16 protein-coding genes are annotated in these 20136 nt (G+C 59.0%); 7 read left to right on the forward strand and 9 right to left on the reverse strand.

Annotated features, from left to right (window positions below):
* The first annotated feature begins 8 nt into the window (after nucleotides 1-8).
* Nucleotides 9-2318 (forward strand): ATP-binding cassette domain-containing protein, encoded by a 2310-nt coding sequence (locus BPSY_RS10465; protein ID WP_052118898.1) that lies wholly within the window; start codon nucleotides 9-11, stop codon nucleotides 2316-2318.
* A gap of 74 nt (nucleotides 2319-2392) precedes the next feature.
* Here the strand turns inward: BPSY_RS10465 and BPSY_RS11235 are convergent, their stop codons facing one another.
* Entirely contained in the window at nucleotides 2393-2935 is a 543-nt protein-coding gene (locus tag BPSY_RS11235; RefSeq protein WP_051921930.1) for a DUF4854 domain-containing protein, read from the reverse strand.
* Nucleotides 2936-3085: 150 nt separating this feature from the next.
* Between BPSY_RS11235 and BPSY_RS10475 the strand changes: the two genes are divergently transcribed.
* Nucleotides 3086-3640 carry an isochorismatase family protein gene (locus tag BPSY_RS10475; RefSeq protein ID WP_033497124.1) on the forward strand — a complete coding sequence of 185 codons (555 nt, stop codon included), beginning with the start codon at nucleotides 3086-3088 and terminating at the stop codon, nucleotides 3638-3640.
* Between the two features lie 122 nt (nucleotides 3641-3762).
* Here BPSY_RS10475 and BPSY_RS10480 read toward each other — a convergent pair whose 3' ends face one another.
* On the reverse strand, nucleotides 3763-4311 hold the full coding sequence (locus tag BPSY_RS10480) for an RBBP9/YdeN family alpha/beta hydrolase (protein ID WP_033497122.1): 549 nt from the start codon (nucleotides 4309-4311) through the stop codon (nucleotides 3763-3765).
* A 105-nt stretch (nucleotides 4312-4416) separates the two neighbouring features.
* Nucleotides 4417-4821 carry a MerR family transcriptional regulator gene (locus BPSY_RS11240; RefSeq protein ID WP_051921931.1) on the reverse strand — a complete coding sequence of 135 codons (405 nt, stop codon included), beginning with the start codon at nucleotides 4819-4821 and terminating at the stop codon, nucleotides 4417-4419.
* A 117-nt stretch (nucleotides 4822-4938) separates the two neighbouring features.
* Here BPSY_RS11240 and BPSY_RS10490 point away from each other — a divergent pair, with 117 nt between their 5' ends.
* Entirely contained in the window at nucleotides 4939-6219 is a 1281-nt protein-coding gene (locus BPSY_RS10490) for an MFS transporter (RefSeq protein WP_033497120.1), read from the forward strand.
* Nucleotides 6220-6274: 55 nt separating this feature from the next.
* Here BPSY_RS10490 and BPSY_RS10495 read toward each other — a convergent pair whose 3' ends face one another.
* From BPSY_RS10495 to BPSY_RS10505, 3 genes are all read right to left on the reverse strand, one after another.
* Nucleotides 6275-8287, reverse strand: a complete 2013-nt coding sequence (locus BPSY_RS10495) for a heavy metal translocating P-type ATPase (protein ID WP_202961813.1) — start codon at nucleotides 8285-8287, stop codon at nucleotides 6275-6277.
* Nucleotides 8280-8714: an ArsR/SmtB family transcription factor gene (locus BPSY_RS10500; protein ID WP_051921932.1), complete on the reverse strand. Its 435-nt coding sequence runs from the start codon at nucleotides 8712-8714 to the stop codon at nucleotides 8280-8282. Before BPSY_RS10500 ends, BPSY_RS10495 begins: the two co-directional genes overlap by 8 nt.
* Nucleotides 8715-8843: 129 nt before the next feature.
* Complete coding sequence (locus BPSY_RS10505; protein ID WP_033497118.1) at nucleotides 8844-9887, reverse strand: LacI family DNA-binding transcriptional regulator; 1044 nt, start codon at nucleotides 9885-9887, stop codon at nucleotides 8844-8846.
* A 246-nt stretch (nucleotides 9888-10133) separates the two neighbouring features.
* Between BPSY_RS10505 and BPSY_RS10510 the strand changes: the two genes are divergently transcribed.
* From BPSY_RS10510 to BPSY_RS10525, 4 genes are all read left to right on the forward strand, one after another.
* The gene (locus BPSY_RS10510) at nucleotides 10134-11387 is read left to right on the forward strand and encodes an ABC transporter substrate-binding protein (protein ID WP_033497116.1); all 1254 of its coding nucleotides are present in this window, start codon (nucleotides 10134-10136) and stop codon (nucleotides 11385-11387) included.
* A 42-nt stretch (nucleotides 11388-11429) separates the two neighbouring features.
* Nucleotides 11430-12341 (forward strand): carbohydrate ABC transporter permease, encoded by a 912-nt coding sequence (locus BPSY_RS10515; RefSeq protein WP_051921933.1) that lies wholly within the window; start codon nucleotides 11430-11432, stop codon nucleotides 12339-12341.
* A gap of 1 nt (nucleotide 12342) precedes the next feature.
* Complete coding sequence (locus BPSY_RS10520; protein ID WP_081884416.1) at nucleotides 12343-13236, forward strand: carbohydrate ABC transporter permease; 894 nt, start codon at nucleotides 12343-12345, stop codon at nucleotides 13234-13236.
* 82 nt (nucleotides 13237-13318) lie between these two features.
* Nucleotides 13319-15475, forward strand: coding sequence for an alpha-galactosidase (locus BPSY_RS10525; protein ID WP_033497114.1), 2157 nt, complete (start codon nucleotides 13319-13321; stop codon nucleotides 15473-15475).
* Nucleotides 15476-15541: 66 nt separating this feature from the next.
* Here BPSY_RS10525 and BPSY_RS10530 read toward each other — a convergent pair whose 3' ends face one another.
* The 3 genes from BPSY_RS10530 to BPSY_RS11245 are packed head-to-tail and all read right to left on the reverse strand — an operon-like array spanning nucleotide 15542 to nucleotide 20119.
* Nucleotides 15542-16852: an O-acetylhomoserine aminocarboxypropyltransferase/cysteine synthase family protein gene (locus BPSY_RS10530; RefSeq protein WP_033497112.1), complete on the reverse strand. Its 1311-nt coding sequence runs from the start codon at nucleotides 16850-16852 to the stop codon at nucleotides 15542-15544.
* Nucleotides 16845-18140, reverse strand: coding sequence for an aminotransferase-like domain-containing protein (locus tag BPSY_RS10535; RefSeq protein WP_033497110.1), 1296 nt, complete (start codon nucleotides 18138-18140; stop codon nucleotides 16845-16847). Before BPSY_RS10535 ends, BPSY_RS10530 begins: the two co-directional genes overlap by 8 nt.
* The gene (locus BPSY_RS11245; protein ID WP_051921934.1) at nucleotides 18140-20119 is read right to left on the reverse strand and encodes a GNAT family N-acetyltransferase; all 1980 of its coding nucleotides are present in this window, start codon (nucleotides 20117-20119) and stop codon (nucleotides 18140-18142) included. The genes BPSY_RS10535 and BPSY_RS11245 overlap by 1 nt, the downstream gene beginning before the upstream one ends.
* Between the last annotated feature and the right edge of the window lie 17 nt (nucleotides 20120-20136).

The following is a 20136-nucleotide window of genomic DNA, read 5'->3' on the forward strand; positions in this document are numbered from 1 at the left end:
CGGGTGATATGGCAACACACGACGAATCAATCATCATCGAGCATGCAACAACCAATAATCTCAGGAACATCAACGTCTCCATACCCAAACGCCGGATCACCGTGGTCACCGGTGTATCCGGTTCCGGGAAATCATCCCTGGTATTCTCAACGCTTGCCGCGGAATCGCAACGCAATGCCAGCCAAGGATACAGCGCCTACATTCGGCACCTGCTGCCGAAATACGACGCGCCCGACGTGGAGCGAATCGAACATCTCCCCTTCTCCATCGTCGTGACGCAACAGACCCTGAGCGGTAATGCCAGATCCACCGTCGGAACGTACAGCGATCTGTTCACCGCCCTTCGCCTGCTCTTCTCTCGCGTCGCGAAACCATGGATCGGCTATTCGATGGCCTATTCCTTCAACAATCCGGCGGGGATGTGCCCGAGATGCCAAGGTCTGGGCACCACCACAAGCATCCTGCCCTCCCGCTTGCTCAACACATCGGCATCACTGAACGAGGGGGCCATACTATTCCCCACCTTCCAGCCAGGCGGATGGCGGCTGACCCGGTACGCGGATTCCGGCTTTTTCGACAATGATCTGCCCTTGGAACAATGGCCGCAATCATCCATCGAACTGTTGCTGCATGGCGGCAAACAGAAACCACCACACCCGGCGGCCTCATGGCACAAAACAGCCAGCTACCTCGGGCTCATCCCTCGCATAGAGCAGAGTTTCCTCAATCAGGGCACGGGAGCCTATGCAAGCGAGATCAAAGGAATCACCACCAGCACGACCTGTCCGGATTGCCAAGGTGCACGGGTCAATGAACGGGCCCGCTCGGCGATGATCGAGGGAGTGAATATCGCCGATTGCTGCGCGATGAGCATCGTCGAGCTCCGCTCCTGGCTCAGCAGGCTTGAGAACAGCCATGCCGCCGTGATTATCAAAGAGCTTCTCAATGGCATAGACAACCTCATGGCGGTGGGACTCGGCTATCTCAGCCTTTCCAGAACCACGACGAGTCTGTCCGGCGGCGAGGCCCAACGTCTGAAACTCGCCCATTATCTGAACAGTCCACTCAGTGATGTGCTCTATATCTTCGACGAGCCAAGCGTCGGACTTCACCCCCACGACCTCATCGGAGTCAAAACCATCTTCACGGGACTCCGGGATAAAGGGAACACCGTCGTCATCGTCGATCATGACCCGGATGTCATCGCGATCGCCGACAAGGTCATCGACCTGGGGCCGGGTGCTGGAAGCGATGGCGGAGAGGTCGTTTTCGCGGGGAGCTATCACGAACTGCTCAGCAGCGAGACGGCCACGGCGCGAGCGTTGCGACACCCCGGAACACTGCGAAGCGCTCCCGACGATGGGGCCAGCCAACACAACAGCTCCCATAGCTTCGATATCAGCACTTTCAGTGCACGCAACCTCCATAATGTCGCCGTCAGCATCCCGAAAGACTGCCTGTGCACGGTGACGGGCGTTGCGGGTTCCGGCAAAAGCACGCTTTTGACCGAAGGCTTCATGAAACAGCACCGGGCCGTGATGCTTGACCAGAAAGCCATACACGCCAATAGCCGTTCGAACATCCTGAGTTATATGGGAGTCTTCGAAGCCTTACGAAAGGACTTTTCAGCCGCAACGCACAGAAGCGCCTCCCTGTTCTCATACAACGGCGAGGGGGCTTGCCCCGGATGCAAAGGGAAAGGCATAGTCACCATAGACATCGCCTATCTTGGGGAAAGCTCATACACCTGCGAGGATTGCGCGGGGTCCAGATATTCCCCTGACGCTCTCAGAGCAGTGCATCGGGGGCTGAACATCGCCCAGGCTCTGAAACTGAGCGCCCGGGAGGCGCGGCGCCGTTATCCCATCCCCATCGGTGCGGCCATGCGACGACTCGAGGATGTTGGTCTGGATTACCTCTCGATAGGGCAATCATTGGATACGCTCTCAGGCGGCGAACTGCAACGACTGAAATTGGCGAAACTGCTAATGGAGCGCACCGATGGCGCACTGATCCTGGATGAACCGACCAGCGGACTGCATGAGTCGAATATCCAACAACTGATCGATCTGCTGCGTCGTCTCATCCGGGACCAGGGCATCAGCATCATCGTGATCGAACACAATATGCGCTTCATCGGGCAGTCCGATTGGGTGATCGACGTCGGACCGGGAGCCGGAAGCGAGGGAGGACGCATACTCTTCGAAGGCTCGCCGCAAGGCTTGGCCGCTTACGGTGAAACACCCAGTGGACGGGCTCTACGGTCCTATTTCTCGCCGGACCCATCCAAGCGCATCGACACAGCCAAGTTGTCATGAGGCACTCCGGGCATCCGACCTGGCACGTCGCATGAACGACGCACCAGGATCATCCGTGCCCGCACCAGCCGGTCTTACTTGCCTGCGAAATCCTTGCTGGCTACGGTTGCGCCACTCGCATCCCTGTAGATCACCCGAACCACCGGATTATCCACTTCCACCGCGCTCTTCATCATCGTGGCGATGGATTGGAATGTGGAAGCCTGCTTATCCAGACCCGAGTTGAGCTGGTCGGCCAGACCCGCCGTGGATGCACTCATGCCGTCAGGCAAGGTGAAGTCGTATACCAGCGCGTTGCCCTCACCACGGACGTCAAGCGACATCCCACCGGATTCCGCCTGTGATTTCACGGAGGACAGCTGGCTTTGCACCTCGTCGGATTTTACATACTCGTCGATTGACTTGTATCTCCCGGAAGCCGGACTTGAAGTGTCCGATGTGCTCTTGCTGGCATCCGGATTCGCGGTTGCGGTTTTGGTTGTGTTTGCCTTGGACGACTGAGTCTGTGACGGGGTGGCGTCGTCAGCCGCATTCGACGAACCGCAGGCGGACAATGATGCCATCAGACAGAGCGAACCCACCCCGGCAGCCATAATGGACAGAGTTCTCTTCTTCATATCGTTCCCCTTCTTCTCCCTGGATACGTTCAGGCAACTTTACACAAGTGCTTGAGCGGAACCAAATGGAGCCGGCCGCCAGGGGGCTCGACACAGGCGGAATCGACTGCCGGAACCGAGATCACCTCGGGTCCGATTACCATAAGGGTCATGACCTGTGAAAGCGCCCTGATAATCATTGACTTCCAGAACGCGGTGGTGCGAGACTGCGTGGATGTGCCCGCAATCATCGAACGACTCAACCTGCTCATCGGCAGAGCACGGGAACATCAGGTGCCTGTCATCTGGGTTCAGGATGATGACGAAGGGCACCGCAAGGGCAGCGATGCGTGGCGGCTCGATAAGCGTTTGGACGTGCGCGAAGACGATATATTCTCCGACAAACGATACGGCGACGCCTTCGCCGAAACCTCCTTGCAACGGACATTGGAGTCACTCGGTGCGACAACGTTGGTCATCGCCGGTGCCCAGAGCGCGGCATGCATCCGCTGCACCTGGCATAGCGCCCTGCTGCGCGGTTTCAACACCGTGTTGGTGACGGATGCACACACCACCGAGGACATGAATTACGGCGAATACGAGCTCAGCGCCAAACAGATCATTGACTTCACCAATCTGTATGCGCAATACGGCAGCGAATGGCCGGCCAACAGAGGCACCGCACTGCCCACGGACTCCATCGACTTCGCCAAGCCGCTGCTGTAAGCCGCCCGTCACCGTATAAGCCAGTTGCAACACAACAATTCTCGCAAAACGGTACGCATATTGTCCGTGATTGCATCTCCGGTGATGCGACCACGGACGACGGACGATTCTCACAGCCGCTCTTAGAAAGCAGACAGGCTTGTCAGCTGCTGGGACAGCAGTGCGGATAGCAGGGGCTGACGCTTCTTGGTGAAGTGACCGTCATTGCGCAGAATCAGCGTCCCTCCAAGATGATCGAACAAGGCCTTACCCTGCTTCTCGTCGCAGTGGAAGGGGTCGTTGAAGGAGTTCAGCATGATGAAGTCCTTCGCATTCGAACGAATCACATCCCAATCGTATGAATCCTTCAGGGCACTGTGTCGCATGCCGTTATCCGAGCAGTACCCGGCCACCAGGTAGGCCGACAGCACAGGTGTCCGCGCTTGCTCCAGCAAGGCCAGAACGATATTGCTCCCAGCCGAGTGACCGATGAGCACGGTTTCCGGCCCCATCTGCAGACCGAGTCCCTGAATCTGCGCAAGAGTCGACTCCAAAGGCTCGCGGTCAAGTTCGGGGAGTTCCGGTACACCGCATTGGATTCCCACGGCCTCCAAGGATTCAGCCAATGGTCGATACCAGAATTTATCAGCATTCGCGTGAGGCGATGTTCCATGAACAATGATCACATTCATCAGTCCGTCTCCTTCATACCGGTGTACTCCAACAATCGCCCCCACCCTATCCGCCCTTATGAACACCACCACAAGGCATGAACCGGTATAGCGCGATCCTGCGGCCTACTCGTATTGGGATTCTACGGAGCTCTGCATATCGGACGCCTCCGGATGCGCCGGAGCCTGAATGACCGGGGCGTTGCGAAGCACCTCCTCGATCATGCTGCGCGTCGCCATGAGATGGGTGATCTGTACGTCGATATCCTTGGCTTTCGCTTTCAGCTCGGCACGTTCCCTGAGGCATACCCCGCTCTCATAATCCAGGCATGAGGATAGCCGCTGTATCTGCTTGATCGTCAGCCCGGCCGCCAACATATCGCGAATGCGCAGAGCGATCCGTTTATCCCGCTCTTCGAATTCCCGGTATCCTGACACGCCACGCTTCTGGGGCAGCAGATGACTGTTGCTCCAGTACCTCACCTGCCTCGCGGTCAGGCCTGTTGACCGGGCGAATTCGCCTATTCGCATAAAGAACCCCTTAGTCCCCGCATTCGATTTGACCTTAACACCAATGTCAAGGCTTAGCGTGTGTGTCGTTCACCCGCAACATCGAAGCTGGAACGATTCAGCATTCAAGGACGCACAATGAAGAAGCTTGTCACACTTTCTTTCCTGGTTATGTTCCTCATCGGAACGGACACCTTTCTGGTATCGCCTCTGTTACCGGCGCTCTCGTCACGTATGTCATTTCCCCTGGCGCGGGGAGGCTGGCTCGTTTCGGCCTATGCGATCGGATATTGCATCGCGGCGCTCGTCATAGGACCTCTTTCGGACCGGATGAACCGAAGAAGGGTGCTGATAACAGGCCTGCTGTTGTTCTCGCTCGCCACAAGCGCCTGCGCTCTGGCCACCGGCTTCTGGATGCTGCTGGCGCTGCGCCTGCTCACCGGCGTCTGTGCGGCTATAGGCTCGCCGCAGATATGGGCGATCATCCCTCAGATAGTGCCAAAGAAGAGGATCGCAGCGGTGATGTCGGCACCCACGGCCGGACTGACCATCGCCACCATGCTTGGCGTGCCCATCGGGAGCTTTCTCTCGGTACGCAGCAGCAGCACGCCCTTTCTGGTGGTCGGCGGGATCTCGCTACTGGTCACTGCGGCCTTGATGCTGTTGTTCCCAGCCGTCCCATCGTTGCCACATACGACGCCGACCAAACCTGCAGCGGCGGCGTCCAGTGACGCTCCGGACGGTGACGGACAGGAGGGCGCTGTCGCATCCCATACGGTCATCGCATCGCTGGTGGGCTCGTATCGCAGACTGTTCGGCAATCCACGGGCATGGAAGTACTTCCTCGCCTATCTCATCTTCCAGGTAGGGAATTTCGCGGTCATGACCTTCATCGCCACCTGGTTCGCCGAGGACTTCGGACTCGACCAGACACACATAGGCCTCGCGGTGATGGTCATCGGCATAGGCAACAGTTTCGGGGCCTTCGGCGGCCCCTTACTGACATCGCGATTGCCTCACGGGCGCTTGATGCTTCTGGGATTCGGGATCTATCTGCTCGCCTACGCTTTCCTTGCCGCTTCGCCCAGGATTGTCTATGCATGCGGGATCCTCTTTCTCAGCTATATGGTCAGCGGTGCGATCTTCCCACTCTTCATCGAGAGGCTGCAATCCCTGACGACCACCCAGCGCGGGACCGTATCCACGCTGAGCAACATCACGATGTATGCGGGCAGCACCATCGCGGGCTTCATAGGAGGCCCCTTGATGCTCCTGTTGCCGGGCTTCTGGGGAATCTCCATACTGGCCTTGATCGCCATGGCCCTCTCACTCTACGTGTGGCAACGTTCCGGTGCGCTCACGGACGATACGCAGCAGCCGTCTCTGGCACGCCACGGCGACCACCGTGAGGATGAATGAGCGTTATGGAGCCACCCGCCTGACCCATGGCGCTGCTGCAGCAGCTCCGCCGCGCTTATCCGCGATGATTCCGATATCCACGGCGTGGGATGAGACGGGCCGAGTTGAGGATGAAGGCGGATTCGCTGCCTACGTGCACAATCGCCGAAAGCAGGGGCGTCAGGATGCCGAAGGCCGCGAGCAGCATGCCGATGCCGTCCACCAGAATGGTGCCCGCGAAGTTGAACATGATGATGCGACGAGCGCGTCTGGCGGTATGCAGCAGTTTGGCGACATCGTTGAGATCCGAGCTGATGAGCACCACATCGGCGCTCTCCCGTGCGATATCCGTGCCACTGCCCATCGCGATGCCCACATCCGCAAGCGCCAGCACCGGTGCGTCATTGACTCCGTCGCCCACCATGACGATGCGATGGCCCGCCTGCCTTTCGGCCTGAAGCGCTCTGGACTTGCCGTCAGGCAGCAACTGTGCATGGACATCATCGATACCGAGTTGCCGGGCGACCCTCCGGGCAACCTCGTCTCGGTCTCCCGTGAGCATGACCACCCGCATGCCCTGCCGGTGCAGTTCGTCGACACATCGGGCGGCGCTGTCACGAGGGGCGTCTGCAAGCAGTATGCACCCCAGATACCGACCATCCTGCGCTATATGAACCGTGGTCTGAACCGCGGCCTGTTCATTCATGAAGGAAGTTCCGGCATCCGAAAGGTCCAGAGGTCGCACAGGCGCATCTGCGCCAACATCGCCGGTGATGTCTCCACGGGCATCTTCCGGCATGAAGGCAACGGTGCCGACCCGTATCATATGTCCGTTGATGACGCAATGCACCCCGCGTCCGGCCTCGCTCTCGAAACCCTCTGCCTCCACCGTGCCTACCCCTTGGGCCAGCGCATACTCCACGATGGCCTTACCCAGTGGATGCTCGGAATATCTTTCCGCCGATGCAGCCACACCCAGCAAGGTCGTCTCATCCACACCCTCAACGGGCAGGATCCGGGTCACCTCAGGCATGCCGCGCGTCAGGGTTCCCGTCTTATCGAAAATAACTGTGTCCACCCGTGACAGGGACTCCATATGGACACCGTCCTTGACGAATGCACCCGCCCCGGCCACCCTGGCCATTGATGCAAGCATCGCGAGGGGTGTACCAGCCGCCACGCCGCAGGCTCCCGCGACGATGATCACCGAAATCGCACTGCGCAGATCATAGGTCAGCAACCAGGTGAGCACCGCGCCCGCGATTGCGATCACCACCAGAGCGGTAGCCAGCTTATCCGCAAGACGCTGCACCGGTGCCGCCGAGGACTGAGCATCCTTCAATGCGCTGAGGATACGTCCGTACGAAGAATCCTCACCGACACGGGACACCTTGATCTCCAGTGCCCCATCCTGATTCACGGAGCCCGAATAGACCCTGCTGCCCACGCTGAGCACAACAGGCATGGACTCCCCTGTTATCCGTGATTCATCGACGGTCGAGGATCCGGCAAGCACCTCACCGTCAACCGGTATGCGCCCGCCCGGGGATACCATCACGATCTGCCCGACCTTGACCTGTGACAAGGGCATCTCGATGACATCGGACTCACCGCTGCGCACGCGAATCCGACGAGGCAGAAAGGCCATCAGATCGGACATGGCATCCCTGCCCTGGTCCATGCACAGATCCTCGAGGATCTCGGCCAGCAGCACGAAAACCACGATCACCAGCGAGGTGAGCCACTGCCCTATCAAGGCCGCCGCGGCGATCGCGATCAACATCGACAGATCCATACTCATCTTCCTGGCTCTGATGTCATTCCAGGATTCCTTGATGATGGGCCAGCAACCGTAGACCAAGCCGATCACGGTGACGGCGATGACCAGCTGCAATCTCCATACGGCATCAGGGAGGAAGAGCTCGACCGATCCCACAATCGCGGTGAGGATCAGACAGATCAGCACCCTGGTCAGATCACCACGATCAATACGCTTCAGCAGCGGACGGATGCCCATGATGGGACCGGCATCCTGTGACGCTGCACCATCACCTTCGTCCGGCACACTGCTGCGATATGACTCAATCATGCCGCACCCTCTCCTCCTGCAGCAGCTCTTCGTCATACCTCGTCGTACGACCAGGGCCTTCCTGACCTTGTCCCTTCGGCACCGTCGCGTGATGGGCGGGCTCGGCATCGACGATATGCTCCGACTGGAAAATCGCCTGATCCACCAAGGCACTGACATGTTCATCGCTGAGACTGTAGAAGATACGGGTGCCTTCCTGCCTGGTTCGCACGAGCTTTCCCCAACGCATTTTCGCGAGATGCTGCGATATGATCGTCGGCTTTCTTCCCAGCTTCTCCGCGATCATTCCAACAGGCTGCTCACCCTCCTTCAGGGTGAGGATGATCCGCAGCCGGGTCGGGTCAGACAACAATGAGAACACATTGGCGGCGAGTTCGACATAAGCGTTCTCAGCGCCGTAATCATATATATGCGTATCTTCAAACATATGAATATAGTAAGAGGCATGGCGCCCCTTGTCCAGGGTGATTCCGGGACAAGCGCGCCAGGACTCAGGCCTCACAGCTCCCCAAAGCCGCAGCATCCTGCCACTCACGGGCAGGCGGCACCGGGCAGGTCAGGAGGCGTGCGGGTGGCACCCGCAGGACTGTCGAATCACAAAATCGAAGGGAGCTATCTGGGTGTCGTCACACTCATCGGGATGCAGCGCCGCCGCGACGGCAAGCTTCGCGATCATCTCCGGATCCTGCTGAATCGATGTGATCTGGGGCCACGAATACAAGGTATCCACGGTGCCGTCGAATGAGACCAACGCCATATCCTCCGGCAGCCTCAGACCCCGTTCGTGCAAAGCCCTCAGTGCACCCACGGCCTCCAGATCAGACCCGGCGAAAAGGGCTGTGGGACGTTCCGTCTCCGGCATGTCCAGAATCCTGAGGGTCTGCTCGTAGCCGCCGCTGCGCGTGAATCCCGTGTGGTATATACGCCCCGTCGCGAGCCCGGCCTCCTGATGCGCCTGCGCCCACCCTTGGATGCGCGCATCGTTGTATTCCGAAGGATCCCCGCCGAACAGCATCGCGATGCGACGATGCCCATGTTCGATCAGATGGGTGGTGGCCATCCGTGAAGCCGCCCTGAAGTCGGAACCGACCGCTTTGAAACCCGGTACGCGGTCGGGGTGGTCCAGGAACACGAATCTGACCGTCGGCTTCCTGATGGTCGCCAGGTCGATGGCGTTCAACGCGAATGACGCCAGTATCGCATCGACGTCACGGGAGGCCAGCTTGGCGATGCACTCCTTCTCCTTTTCCGGGTCGCCATGCGAACAGAGGAAGATCGTGGAATACCCTTCACGAGAGGCCTCGGTTTCCAGGGCATCCGACATCGATGCGAAATAGGTATTCGAGAAATCCGGGATGATGATTCCCAGCATCCTGGGCGAGCCACGTTTCAGGGCACGTCCAAGTGAGCTGGGCCGGTAATTGAGCTTCTCGACGGCATCGAAAATGCGCTGCGCGGTGGCCTCGGAAACCTTGTTCGGCACATTGTTGAGCACATAGCTCACTGAAGCGGTTGAGACATCCGCCAGGCGGGCGACTTCCTCACGCGTGACGCGCCCGCCTCTTGCGGCGCCCTTCGCGCCACCATCCACAGCATCCATCGTCACCGACCCTTCAGCAATCCTGTAACGCTACAAGGATATATGCCCGGGCTTTACTTTTACGCATAACTTTCGGGAAAACGAACACCTGATGTGTAAGAATGCTGAAATTCCAAGCTTATAGAGGCCTAAAAATCAAATTTGCAAGTTTTTAGTTACTCGCGTAAACTGCACATTACCGTCTGGAGTCCATACCTTCACACGTCAGGGGAAAGGGCCCCGAAACATCTTCGCAAAGGAGCACAGATGAATAAGGTAGTGAAAGTTATCGGCGCCGCATGCTGCGCATCAATGTTGTTCGGTCTGGCCGCATGCTCTGGTGGCGGCAGCTCGGCCGGCGACGTCGAATTGGAGTTCATGACCGGTATGGCGACCGGCTCAACGCAACTCAAAGCGATGACGAAGGTGGTGGATGCCTTCGAGAAGGAGAACCCGACCGTCAAGGTCACCCTGGTTCCGGGAACCAGCTCCTATGAATCGGATCTGAAGGTACGCCTCGCGGGGAAGAACGCACCCGACCTGTGGAACACCCATGGATGGAGCCGCGATCGTTACGCCGATTTCCTCGAGCCACTGCAGAACCGTTCATGGGCGAAGGATATGAGCAGTGTCATCGACACGGCAATCCGCAAGTCGGACAAGTCCTTCTACGCCTTGCCGCTTGACGTTGCGGTCACCGGCATCATCTACAACACGACGGTGCTCGACAAAGCGGGCGTGGATCCCACGGCCATCTCCACCTGGGATGAATTCGACGCGGCATGCAAGAAGATCGTCGCCACCGGAGCCAACTGCATCGCGGCATCAGGAAAAGACAACTGGACCGTCGGCAACATCGCCGACTACACCGCCTCCGGTATGTACACCGAGGCACAGCTCAAGAAGCTCAAAAGCGGCAGCTTCGATGAGGCCTCGTATGAGAAAGCGGTCACCCCGATCTACCAATGGGCACGCAACAAGTACTTCAACGTCGACTACACATCCGCCACGGCAGACGATGTGGCCAAACTCGCCGCGACCGACAAGGTCGGATTCGTCATTCAACCGAATAGCTTCGCCCAAAGCGTGCAGTCCTACAACGCCGATACCAAACTCGGCCTGATGCCACTGCCTTCGGCTGTCGGCGACCCGTACCTGGTGACCGGCGAAGATTACGCGATCGGCGCTTCGAAAACCGGCAAGAACAAAGAGATCGCACTCAAACTCATCGATTTCATGGCGGAACCCGCGAATATGAAGGGGCTTTCCGACACGACGGGCAACGCACCGGCCATCTCGGGCGTCGAGGCGAATATCGGACAGTTGAAGGACACCTACGACTATTGGGTGGACGAAAAGAAGACCCAGACCTATCCGATCTTCGACCGGGTATATCTGCCGAATGGCATGTGGAACACCCTGTGCACCACCACGGATGGTCTCCTCACGGGACAAAGCAATCCAGGCAACGCCGCATCACAGATGAAGACCTCATTCGAGAGCCTGTACGGGCAGGACTGATCCCGTCCGGTGCCAACAACGTATAACGGGGAAGACATAGAGATGACCAACAAGCACAACCCCGCCGCCCTCAACACAGGGCGGCGGCCCCTCCGCGGAGCGGGTATCAACCTCTTCTATCTGCCGGCAATCCTGATTCTCATCGTATTCACGGTGTGGCCGCTGCTGTCCGGCATCCAGCTCTCATTCACCAACTGGGATGGGTACTCGCCCACCAAGGCCTTCGTGGGCCTGAGCAACTATCTCACGATGTTCAAAGACCATAATTTCGGCACCGTTCTGGTGAACACGCTGATCTACGGTGTGGGCAGCACCGCGATCCAGCAGGTGATAGGACTCGGCCTGGCCCTGCTGCTCAACAGCCGGATCAAAGGCCGCAACATCATGCGGGCCATCATCTATCTTCCCGCACTGGTTTCAGCGGTCATTATGGGCACCATGTATTACTTCGTGTTCCAGTACCAGCAGGGTGCATTGAACACCTTGATGGTGAGCCTCGGCCTGCCGCGCGTGGTCTGGTTCGACAAGCCCGCCGTTTCCGTGGCGATTATCGTCATCATCAATTCACTGCAATACGTGGGCACATCGATGATCATCTACCTCGCAGGACTGCAGGGTATGGATCATTCGGTTATCGAAGCCGCCGATCTGGATGGCGCCCACGGCTGGAAGAAATTCAGGAACATCACCCTGCCCTTGCTGATGCCCGCCTTCTCGACCAGTGTGGTGCTGAATCTCATCGGAGGCCTCAAACTCTTCGACGTGATCCAGGTGCTCACGGGCGGTGGGCCGGGATACTCCACCAACTCGGTTTCCACATACATCGGATTGACGTATTTCAGCAACCAGAATGCCGGATACGCCTCGGCGATGGGCGTCGTGCTGTTCGTCATCATCGCGATTGCCACCACTTTGCTGAACAAAGGCCTTGATCGTCTCGGATGGGAGTCCTGACATGACATCTGCAATACGACATGCGGAAGCAGCGTCCAGGAGCACCGATACCACCGGGAAGGGGAACGGCAAAGGCGGTCGCCGCATAGGGCACGCACTGGCCTATCTCTTCCTCGGAGCCATGATCGTGGCACAGCTGCTGCCCTTCTGGCTGGCATTGAGCGCGGCAAGCAAACCCTCAACCGACATGTCTTCGACCTTGGTCCCCCGCCTGCACGACATAGCCTGGGACAACTTCACCACGGCGATCACCCAGGGCGGCATACTCACCGCCGTGGGCAACAGCGTCATAGTGACCGTGTGCTCGACGGTTCTGGTCTGCATCTGCGGAGCAGCTGCCGCATATCCGCTTGCGAGGCGGAAGACACGTGGCAATAAGCTGGTTTCGGCAGGAATCATGTCCCTGATGATGGTCCCGCCGCTGAGCATCCTCGTCCCGCTCTACACACTCATGGTCAACACCGGCGGCGTGAACACCCGTTGGGGCATCGTACTGGTGACCGTGGCGGGGAATCTCCCGCTGGCGATTTTCCTCTACACCGCCTTCATCAAAGCCGTCCCTGAATCCATCGATGAAGCGGGCATGATCGATGGGGCGAGCAGATTCATGATCTTCATCAGACTGATCCTGCCACTGCTCAAACCCGTGACCGCAACCGTGGTCATCATGACGAGCGTCGGGGTATGGAATGAGTACGCGCTGTCGAACTATCTGATCAGCGACCCGGGCAAGCAGCTGATCGCGCCACGCGTCGCATCCTTCTTCGCCATGCAGAGCAGCAACCTCGGCGTGGGTGCGGCATCGGCGCTCATCGCGGCGCTGCCTATTGTGATCGTGTACCTCTTCCTGCAACGCTATTTCATCGCCGGCATCGCGGCAGGCGCCGAAAAGTAAATCCCATAGCACTCGCCGTGTGGTGCCTGGAGCCTCTGCCCTGCTCTGCTTGGACCACACGATTATCAGAAGGAAATCCACCGTGTTGTTTCCCAACATCCAAGACAAAACGACCCGAAGCAGTATCATCCTCAACGAAGCCAAGGCCGGCGACCTGTTGCCAAGTGTCGCGGCGGTTCTGGCGGTCACCTCCCCCGGTGCCTTCGAGAAGGTGATATTCCCCGAGGCACTGTCCCGAAACTCCGCATCGCCCTCGCTGAGGCTTCCGCGCCTGCTCAACGAGGAATCCTATGGCTCGCTCTCCAGACCGAATATCCGCGGGCACCGCATCATGCCTGGGGATCATCAGGACTCCGATGGCGGCATGGCGAGGGACTGGAGTCCACGCTTCATTCTGGATGCCGACATCGAAGCGGACGACACGAGCATGTCCATCAGAGCCAGTGATGCCGATGCCGGCCTGAGTCTGCACACGCAGATCGAAAGCATGCCTGGAGGTTCGCTCCGACTGCGTCACACCCTTGAGAACACCGCGGAAGGCGTGTACGAGCTTGAAGCCTTGGAGGTCCGCATCCCGCTTTCCGATCGACAGACCGAGATCCTCGACTTCACCGGACGCCACGAGCATGAACGGATCCCCCAACGCCATGGCATCGGGGACGGCACCTGGCTTCGCGAGCATCGCCGCGGCAAGCCGGGATACGAAGGCAATATGCTGATTGCCGGAACACCGGGTTTCGGCTTCGCGGATGGGGACGTGATCGCCGTACAGCCCGCATGGAGCGGCAATGCCGTTCTGGCTGTGGATCGCTCGAGCGAGGATCTCGCATCCGTCAGCGCAGGAGAGCTTCTGCTTCCCGGTGAGATGATGCTCGCCCAAGGCGAGCGTTACGAGACACCTTGGATCATCGTCACGGCCTCAGATCATGGTTTGGACGGCGTGGCCCAATCCCTGCATAACTGGCAGCGGAGCCTGCCTTTGCATCCACAACGGCAGGCGGTCACGCTGAATGTGTGGGAGGCCGTCTATTTCGATCATGATTTCGGCAAGCTGGCGGACATCGCACGCAAAGCATCCGAGATCGGCGTGGAACGCTATGTGCTTGACGACGGATGGTTCCACTCCCGCCGTGATGATCTGGCGGGACTCGGTGACTGGTGGGTTGATCCCGAGGTATGGCCACAGGGTCTGAAGCCGTTGATAGATCTCGTACACGGATATGGGATGCAGTTCGGTCTTTGGTTCGAACCGGAGATGGTGAACCCCGACTCGGATCTGTATCGCCAGCATCCTGAGTGGATCATGAAGGCATCCGGCAGGGAACCCATGCTGCATCGCCATCAGTTCGTTCTGGATCTGAGCAACCCGGAAGCATACGGACATGTCTTCGAGCATATGAGCCGCGTGCTTGAGGAGAATCCGGTCGATTACGTCAAATGGGATCACAACCGCGACCTTCTTGAAGGTGGCTCCCCAAGAGCCGGATACTCGCCCGCCGTGCATAATCAGACTCTCGCCTATTGGAGGCTGCTGGAAGAACTGCATCAACGCTTCCCGAACATCGAATGGGAGTCATGCGCCAGCGGCGGCGGCCGCATAGATATGGGTGTCATAGAGCGGGTGTCGCGCTTCTGGTCATCGGATATGACGGATGCCCTGAGCAGGCAGAGGATCCAGGAGTGGCTGGTGCAGAACGTCGCACCGGAATACTTGGGTGCCCACATCTCGGCTCCGACCTCGCATCAGAGCGGACGCACCTTCAGTCTCGCTTTTCGAGCGGCGACGGCGGTATTCTACGGATTCGGCATCGAGTGGAATCTCCGGGAGGCTTCGGAAGAGGATCTTGAGGAACTCACCCGATGGATCGCATGGTACAAGGAGCACCGCCCCGTGCTGCACGGTGGCGATCATGTACGCATCGATGTGGCCGACCCCGCGGTCATCGCCTATGGCTCGGTTGCCAAGGACGGTGCTTCGGCACTGATCGCGCATGTGCAATACGAGGAATCAGACTCCAACCGGGGCGTATGGCTGCGCATACCGGGACTGGATCCGGAAGGTGTCTTCGAATTGAAATGGAGCGGCCCCGAAGAGGCGACGGCCGCTCTGGAGACCTTGGACCCCTCGGGGCCCAGCCATGGCAGCAGGGCAAGCGGGGCTTTCCTGTCACGGATCGGCATATGGATACCGCGATGCAGACCACAGACCGTGCGACTGATCGAGATTCAGCGCCGCTAGTGGCCCCGCCCGGCGGCATCGGCTGATTGCTCCGCGATTGCTCGATGCCGCACAAGATCCGTCATGTCAATCCAGATATGCCTTGGCAATGGCCTGATCCAGATCTTCGATGAGATCCCTTACATCCTCAAGCCCGATCGATAGCCGTATCGTGCTGCCGCCGATGTTGTCCTTCTCCCTGAGGTCAAAAGGGATCTCACGGTGAGTGATTCTGATCGGATTGACGATCAGCGAACGCACATCACCGACATTCGGCAGATAGCTGAAGACCTTCGTGTTATCGATGATCCGCTCCACCCGGGGCTCCCCTCCTTCGACGTTGAATGCGAGAATGGCGCCGATGCCTTTGGGGAAATCGCGTGCGACCAACGCTTCCTGCGCATCCCCTTCCAGACCCGAGTAAAAGAGCTGGGTGACATGCGGATTCGTCTTGAGATAGCGTGCGATCTCAGTGGCGTTTCGCACCTCCTTATCAAGGCGTTCGGAGATCGTTTCCAATCCCAGCAGGCTGAGATACGCCTCCTGCGGTCCAAGAACGGCGCCGAAAAGACGCAGGTATTTCGCCCTGAGACGTTTGGCGTACGCGGCATCGCCGTACACCTCGTGGAAGCTGCGCGACCTGCGCTCATCCTCGTCGTACAAGGTGAATTCGGCTTCGGTGAATTGGGGAAATCGCGGACTGTCCCAAGGGAATCTGCCTGCATCGACGATCACCCCGCCTATGGCATTGCCGTGTCCGTTGAGACCTTTCGTCGAGGAATACAGCACGATATCGGCACCATGCTCGATGGGTCTGAACAGATATGGCGTCGGGAAGGTGTTATCGACGATCAAAGGCACCCCTGCGTCATGCGCCACTGCCGACACCCGGTCGACATCCGTGACGTGGGTGCCGGGATTGGTTATGCTCTCGACGAATACGGCTTTGGTATCGGGTCGTATCGCGGCACGAAGCTCGTCGGTGTCATTGATGTCGTCAACCAAATCGAAATCAACGCCGTATTTAGGGAACAGCGTCAGGAACTCATCCAGACTTGCCCCATAGATGTCATGGGGCAACACGATCCGTCCGGCACCTTCGGCGAGTGACAGCACGGCATAGGTCACCGCCGCCATGCCCGAAGCCACGGCAACCGCATCGACGCCGCCGTCCAGACGGGCGACCCTTTCCTCGAAGGCGCGCACGGTCGGGTTCATCAATCTCGAATAGGTGTAGGCGGGCACCTTCCCCAGGGCGGCCAATCTGCCCCGCTCTGCCGTCCCCAAGGTGAAGGCGGCGTTCTGATAGATGGGAACCGTGGCCGAGTGCTGGTGGTCGTCCGGGTTGTATCCTGCATGGATACGAAGGGTATCGAATCCTTGATTGGAATCATTCACTGTCCCTGATCTCCTCACTGACGGGAATATGCGTGTGGTGCTGCGTTCTTATTGATTGGACTGCTTCCTGCAATCGGCCGACGCCCTCTACCAACTCCTCCCTGGGTGCGTGGGCGAATGATAATCGAAGGGCGTTGGATGGACTTGACGCTCCGGATATGCGCCCTGGTCGAGCCTGCGAATCCTTGACGGCGAAGGCATTCCCCGGCACATATCTCAATCCCCGGATTTCCAATTCATCCCGCACCCTGGAATCATCCAGATCGATATCGTCGGGCAGATGCGTCCACAGGAAATAACCGCCCTGCGGTTCATCCAACTCGACTTCGCCGTCGAATGCGCTGGCGATCGCCGCATACAGTGCGCCTGCCTTGTCCGCGTAGAGACGTCGTTCCCGGTCGAGCAAGGATGCGTACCACGCGTGATCCTCCAAAAGCTCGCTGATGACGTACTGGGCGATTGTTGAAGGATGCCCGTCGATGCTGCGTCGAAATGAAGTGATGGCCTGTATCTCCTCACTTCCGGAGATAATCCAACCGACGCGCCATCCAGGACCCAGGGTTTTGGAGAACGAGCCGATTTCGAACAGCTGCCCGCCGCGGTCGGCACTGCGGTACTGCTGTGGGAATTCCTCGGGGGGACGTTGAAACCACAGATCCCTGTATGGGTTATCCGCGATAACGGCGAAACCGTAATGATGCGCCAATGCCAGCAGCCGGTTCTTGGAAGCGGCATCGGACACACTGCCCGTGGGGTTCTGAAAATCCGGAACGGTGTAGAAGGCCTTGTACCGCGAGCCCTGTTCCAGACGGCGTTCCAACTCATCAAGGTCAGGGCCCTTCACGGTAAGCGGGATGCTTTCGATGCGAGCGCCGGCAAGTCTGAATATCCGCTCCGCCTCGGGGAACACTGGATTCTCCAGAAGGACGACGTCACCGGGGTCGATAAGCGCCTGCGCACTCAGGAATATCCCCTGCATGGCGCCGTTGGTCACCACCACATTCTCAGGTCTGACGTGCCGCAGATCGGCGATATGCTCTCGCAGACGGTGAATCCCCGCAAAATCCGAGTAGTTGAGCGATGCGAAGGCTCCCGGTCCGGTCAGCACGCGTTCACCGGCCTGCAAGGCCTTCTGGTATGGGAGCACGGTGGGATCCGGAACACCGGCGGAGTAGTCGATAACCGGGCGTTGCGGCGCGGAACCGTCACCGTCATGCTCCTTCTGTGCGAATACACCACCACCCGACACCGTGGCGAAACGTCGTGACAGCAAGATTCGGGCATTCATCACAACCACTTCCCCGGGTTGAGGATCCCATTGGGATCCATGGCTCTTTTGATGGCGCGTTGGAGCTCAAGTTGCCTGCCGCCGATTTGGGAGCCCAGATAGTCCTTCAGATCAACACCCACACCGTGCTCACCGGTGATCGTTCCTCCCAGCTCCAATGATCGTTCGATGAGTTCCCGCCGCGCCTGCTCCAAAGCCCGCGGATATGCGGTATCCGTCGTATGTCTGCCGGTGAAGAAGGCGGTATGCAGATTCCCGTCACCGACATGCGCGACCAAGGAGTATCCAAGACCATGCCTGTGGGCGATCTCCTCCAATGACACCAGCATGTCGACCAGTCCCGAGGGAGGCACGGCAGTGTCCCCTCCAGCCATCCACACGTCCTCGGGATAGGGTTTGCCCCGTTTTCTCAGGGAGAACACCCAACGAAGTTCCTCCTCGTCAGGGTGGATCGTGGCGTGCCGATACGGCTGTATGGCCTCTTCGATCCGCGAAGTGGTCACCGGGGTGTCTTCATCGCTCTCGATGATGAGCATCCATGAGTTGCCTCTCACGGCGTCGGCGAAACGGGCGTTACGCCCGATGCCGGGAGGAACGGCCATCAGCTCGAAAACGGAGGGCTGCACGCGTGCGGATGAAATCCTCTGTGCGGCACGGCCGGCTTCAATAAGATCCGGAAACAGGCAGATCAGCGCATGGGATTGTTCGGGCAATGGGCGAAGACGCAACACCGCCTCGACCACGACGGCCAGGACGCCTTCGGATCCGGTGAGCAAGGAGGTGAGATCCAAACCCGCGACGTCCTTAACGGTCCCAGACCCGGTGGTGATGATGGACCCGTCAGCGAGGACGGCCGTCAAGGAGAGCACAGAGTCACGGGTGACCCCGTACTTGACGCAATGGAATCCACCCGCATTCGTCGCGATGTTCCCCCCGATGCTGGAGATATCCGCACTTGCAGGATCGGGGGCATAGAACAATCCCTCACTAGCCGCCAGCTTGCTGATTTCGGCGGTGATGACCCCGGCTTGCACACGTACCGAACGATCGGTGACGTTCAGGGGATACAAGGTATTCAGTGAGCTGGTGGCGATGACCAGACCGGATCGGGTGGGGATCGCACCTCCCGCAAGACCCGTGCCAGCACCCCGGACGAAGACCGGAATCCGGTATTCGTTGGCTGTCGCCACAGCCGTGCTTACCTCCTCGATCGTCTCCGGTCGAATCACGGCAAGCGCCGATTCTTCCTCTTCATATGAGGAACGATCGTGCTGCGCCTCCTCAAGCGACGCCGAGTCGGTGAGGATCGTCGTCTGCTTGAGCCGTAGTCCCAGAGCCTTGAGAAATCCGGGAATCGACCCTTGGCCTTCCGGCTGGGGCGACACGGTGCGTTGCGCTTCGATGGCATCGAATCGTGGAACCTCGGCTTGCAGGTTCTCCGGGATGTCGAAGGTGTACGACAGCACGCGGTATCCGCCGTCCACGACCATCGTCTCCCTCTCGGGACGTCTGACGAAGCCATAGCTTTCGTAGAGTTTCCGCGCCGCTTTCATACGCAGCCCGGTATTGATCGCGACCCTTCTGATTCCCAGGGCTCCGAGCTCGCGCACCGCATGATCGATCAGGGACCGTCCGACCCCCTTTCCCCTTGCCGCCGGGGATACAGCCAACATGCGGAAATCACGCTCCCATCGCTCCACGTATTCGAGGCTTTCCTCGATATGCAGAGGATCCTTTGGCGTGAGCACCGCACCGACGATCTCCTGGTCGTCGAGTGCGACCCAGATCCGGAATGCCTTGGCATGCCCTGCGACATCACGCAAATCAGCGATATACATATCCGACACGTCGAAGGCGGCCGTGAAGGACTCGACCAGCACTTCGGCCACACGAGGATACTCTTGCGGCGTCGCCTCCCTTATCGGGATCGCATAACCGTCGCGCACCTGCGCGTGCGCTCCCTCCTCAACCAGCGTCATAACGCACCTCCTTCTAT

The sequence above is a fragment of the Bifidobacterium psychraerophilum genome (genome assembly GCF_000741705.1).
Taxonomy (GTDB): Bacteria; Actinomycetota; Actinomycetes; order Actinomycetales; family Bifidobacteriaceae; genus Bombiscardovia; species Bombiscardovia psychraerophila.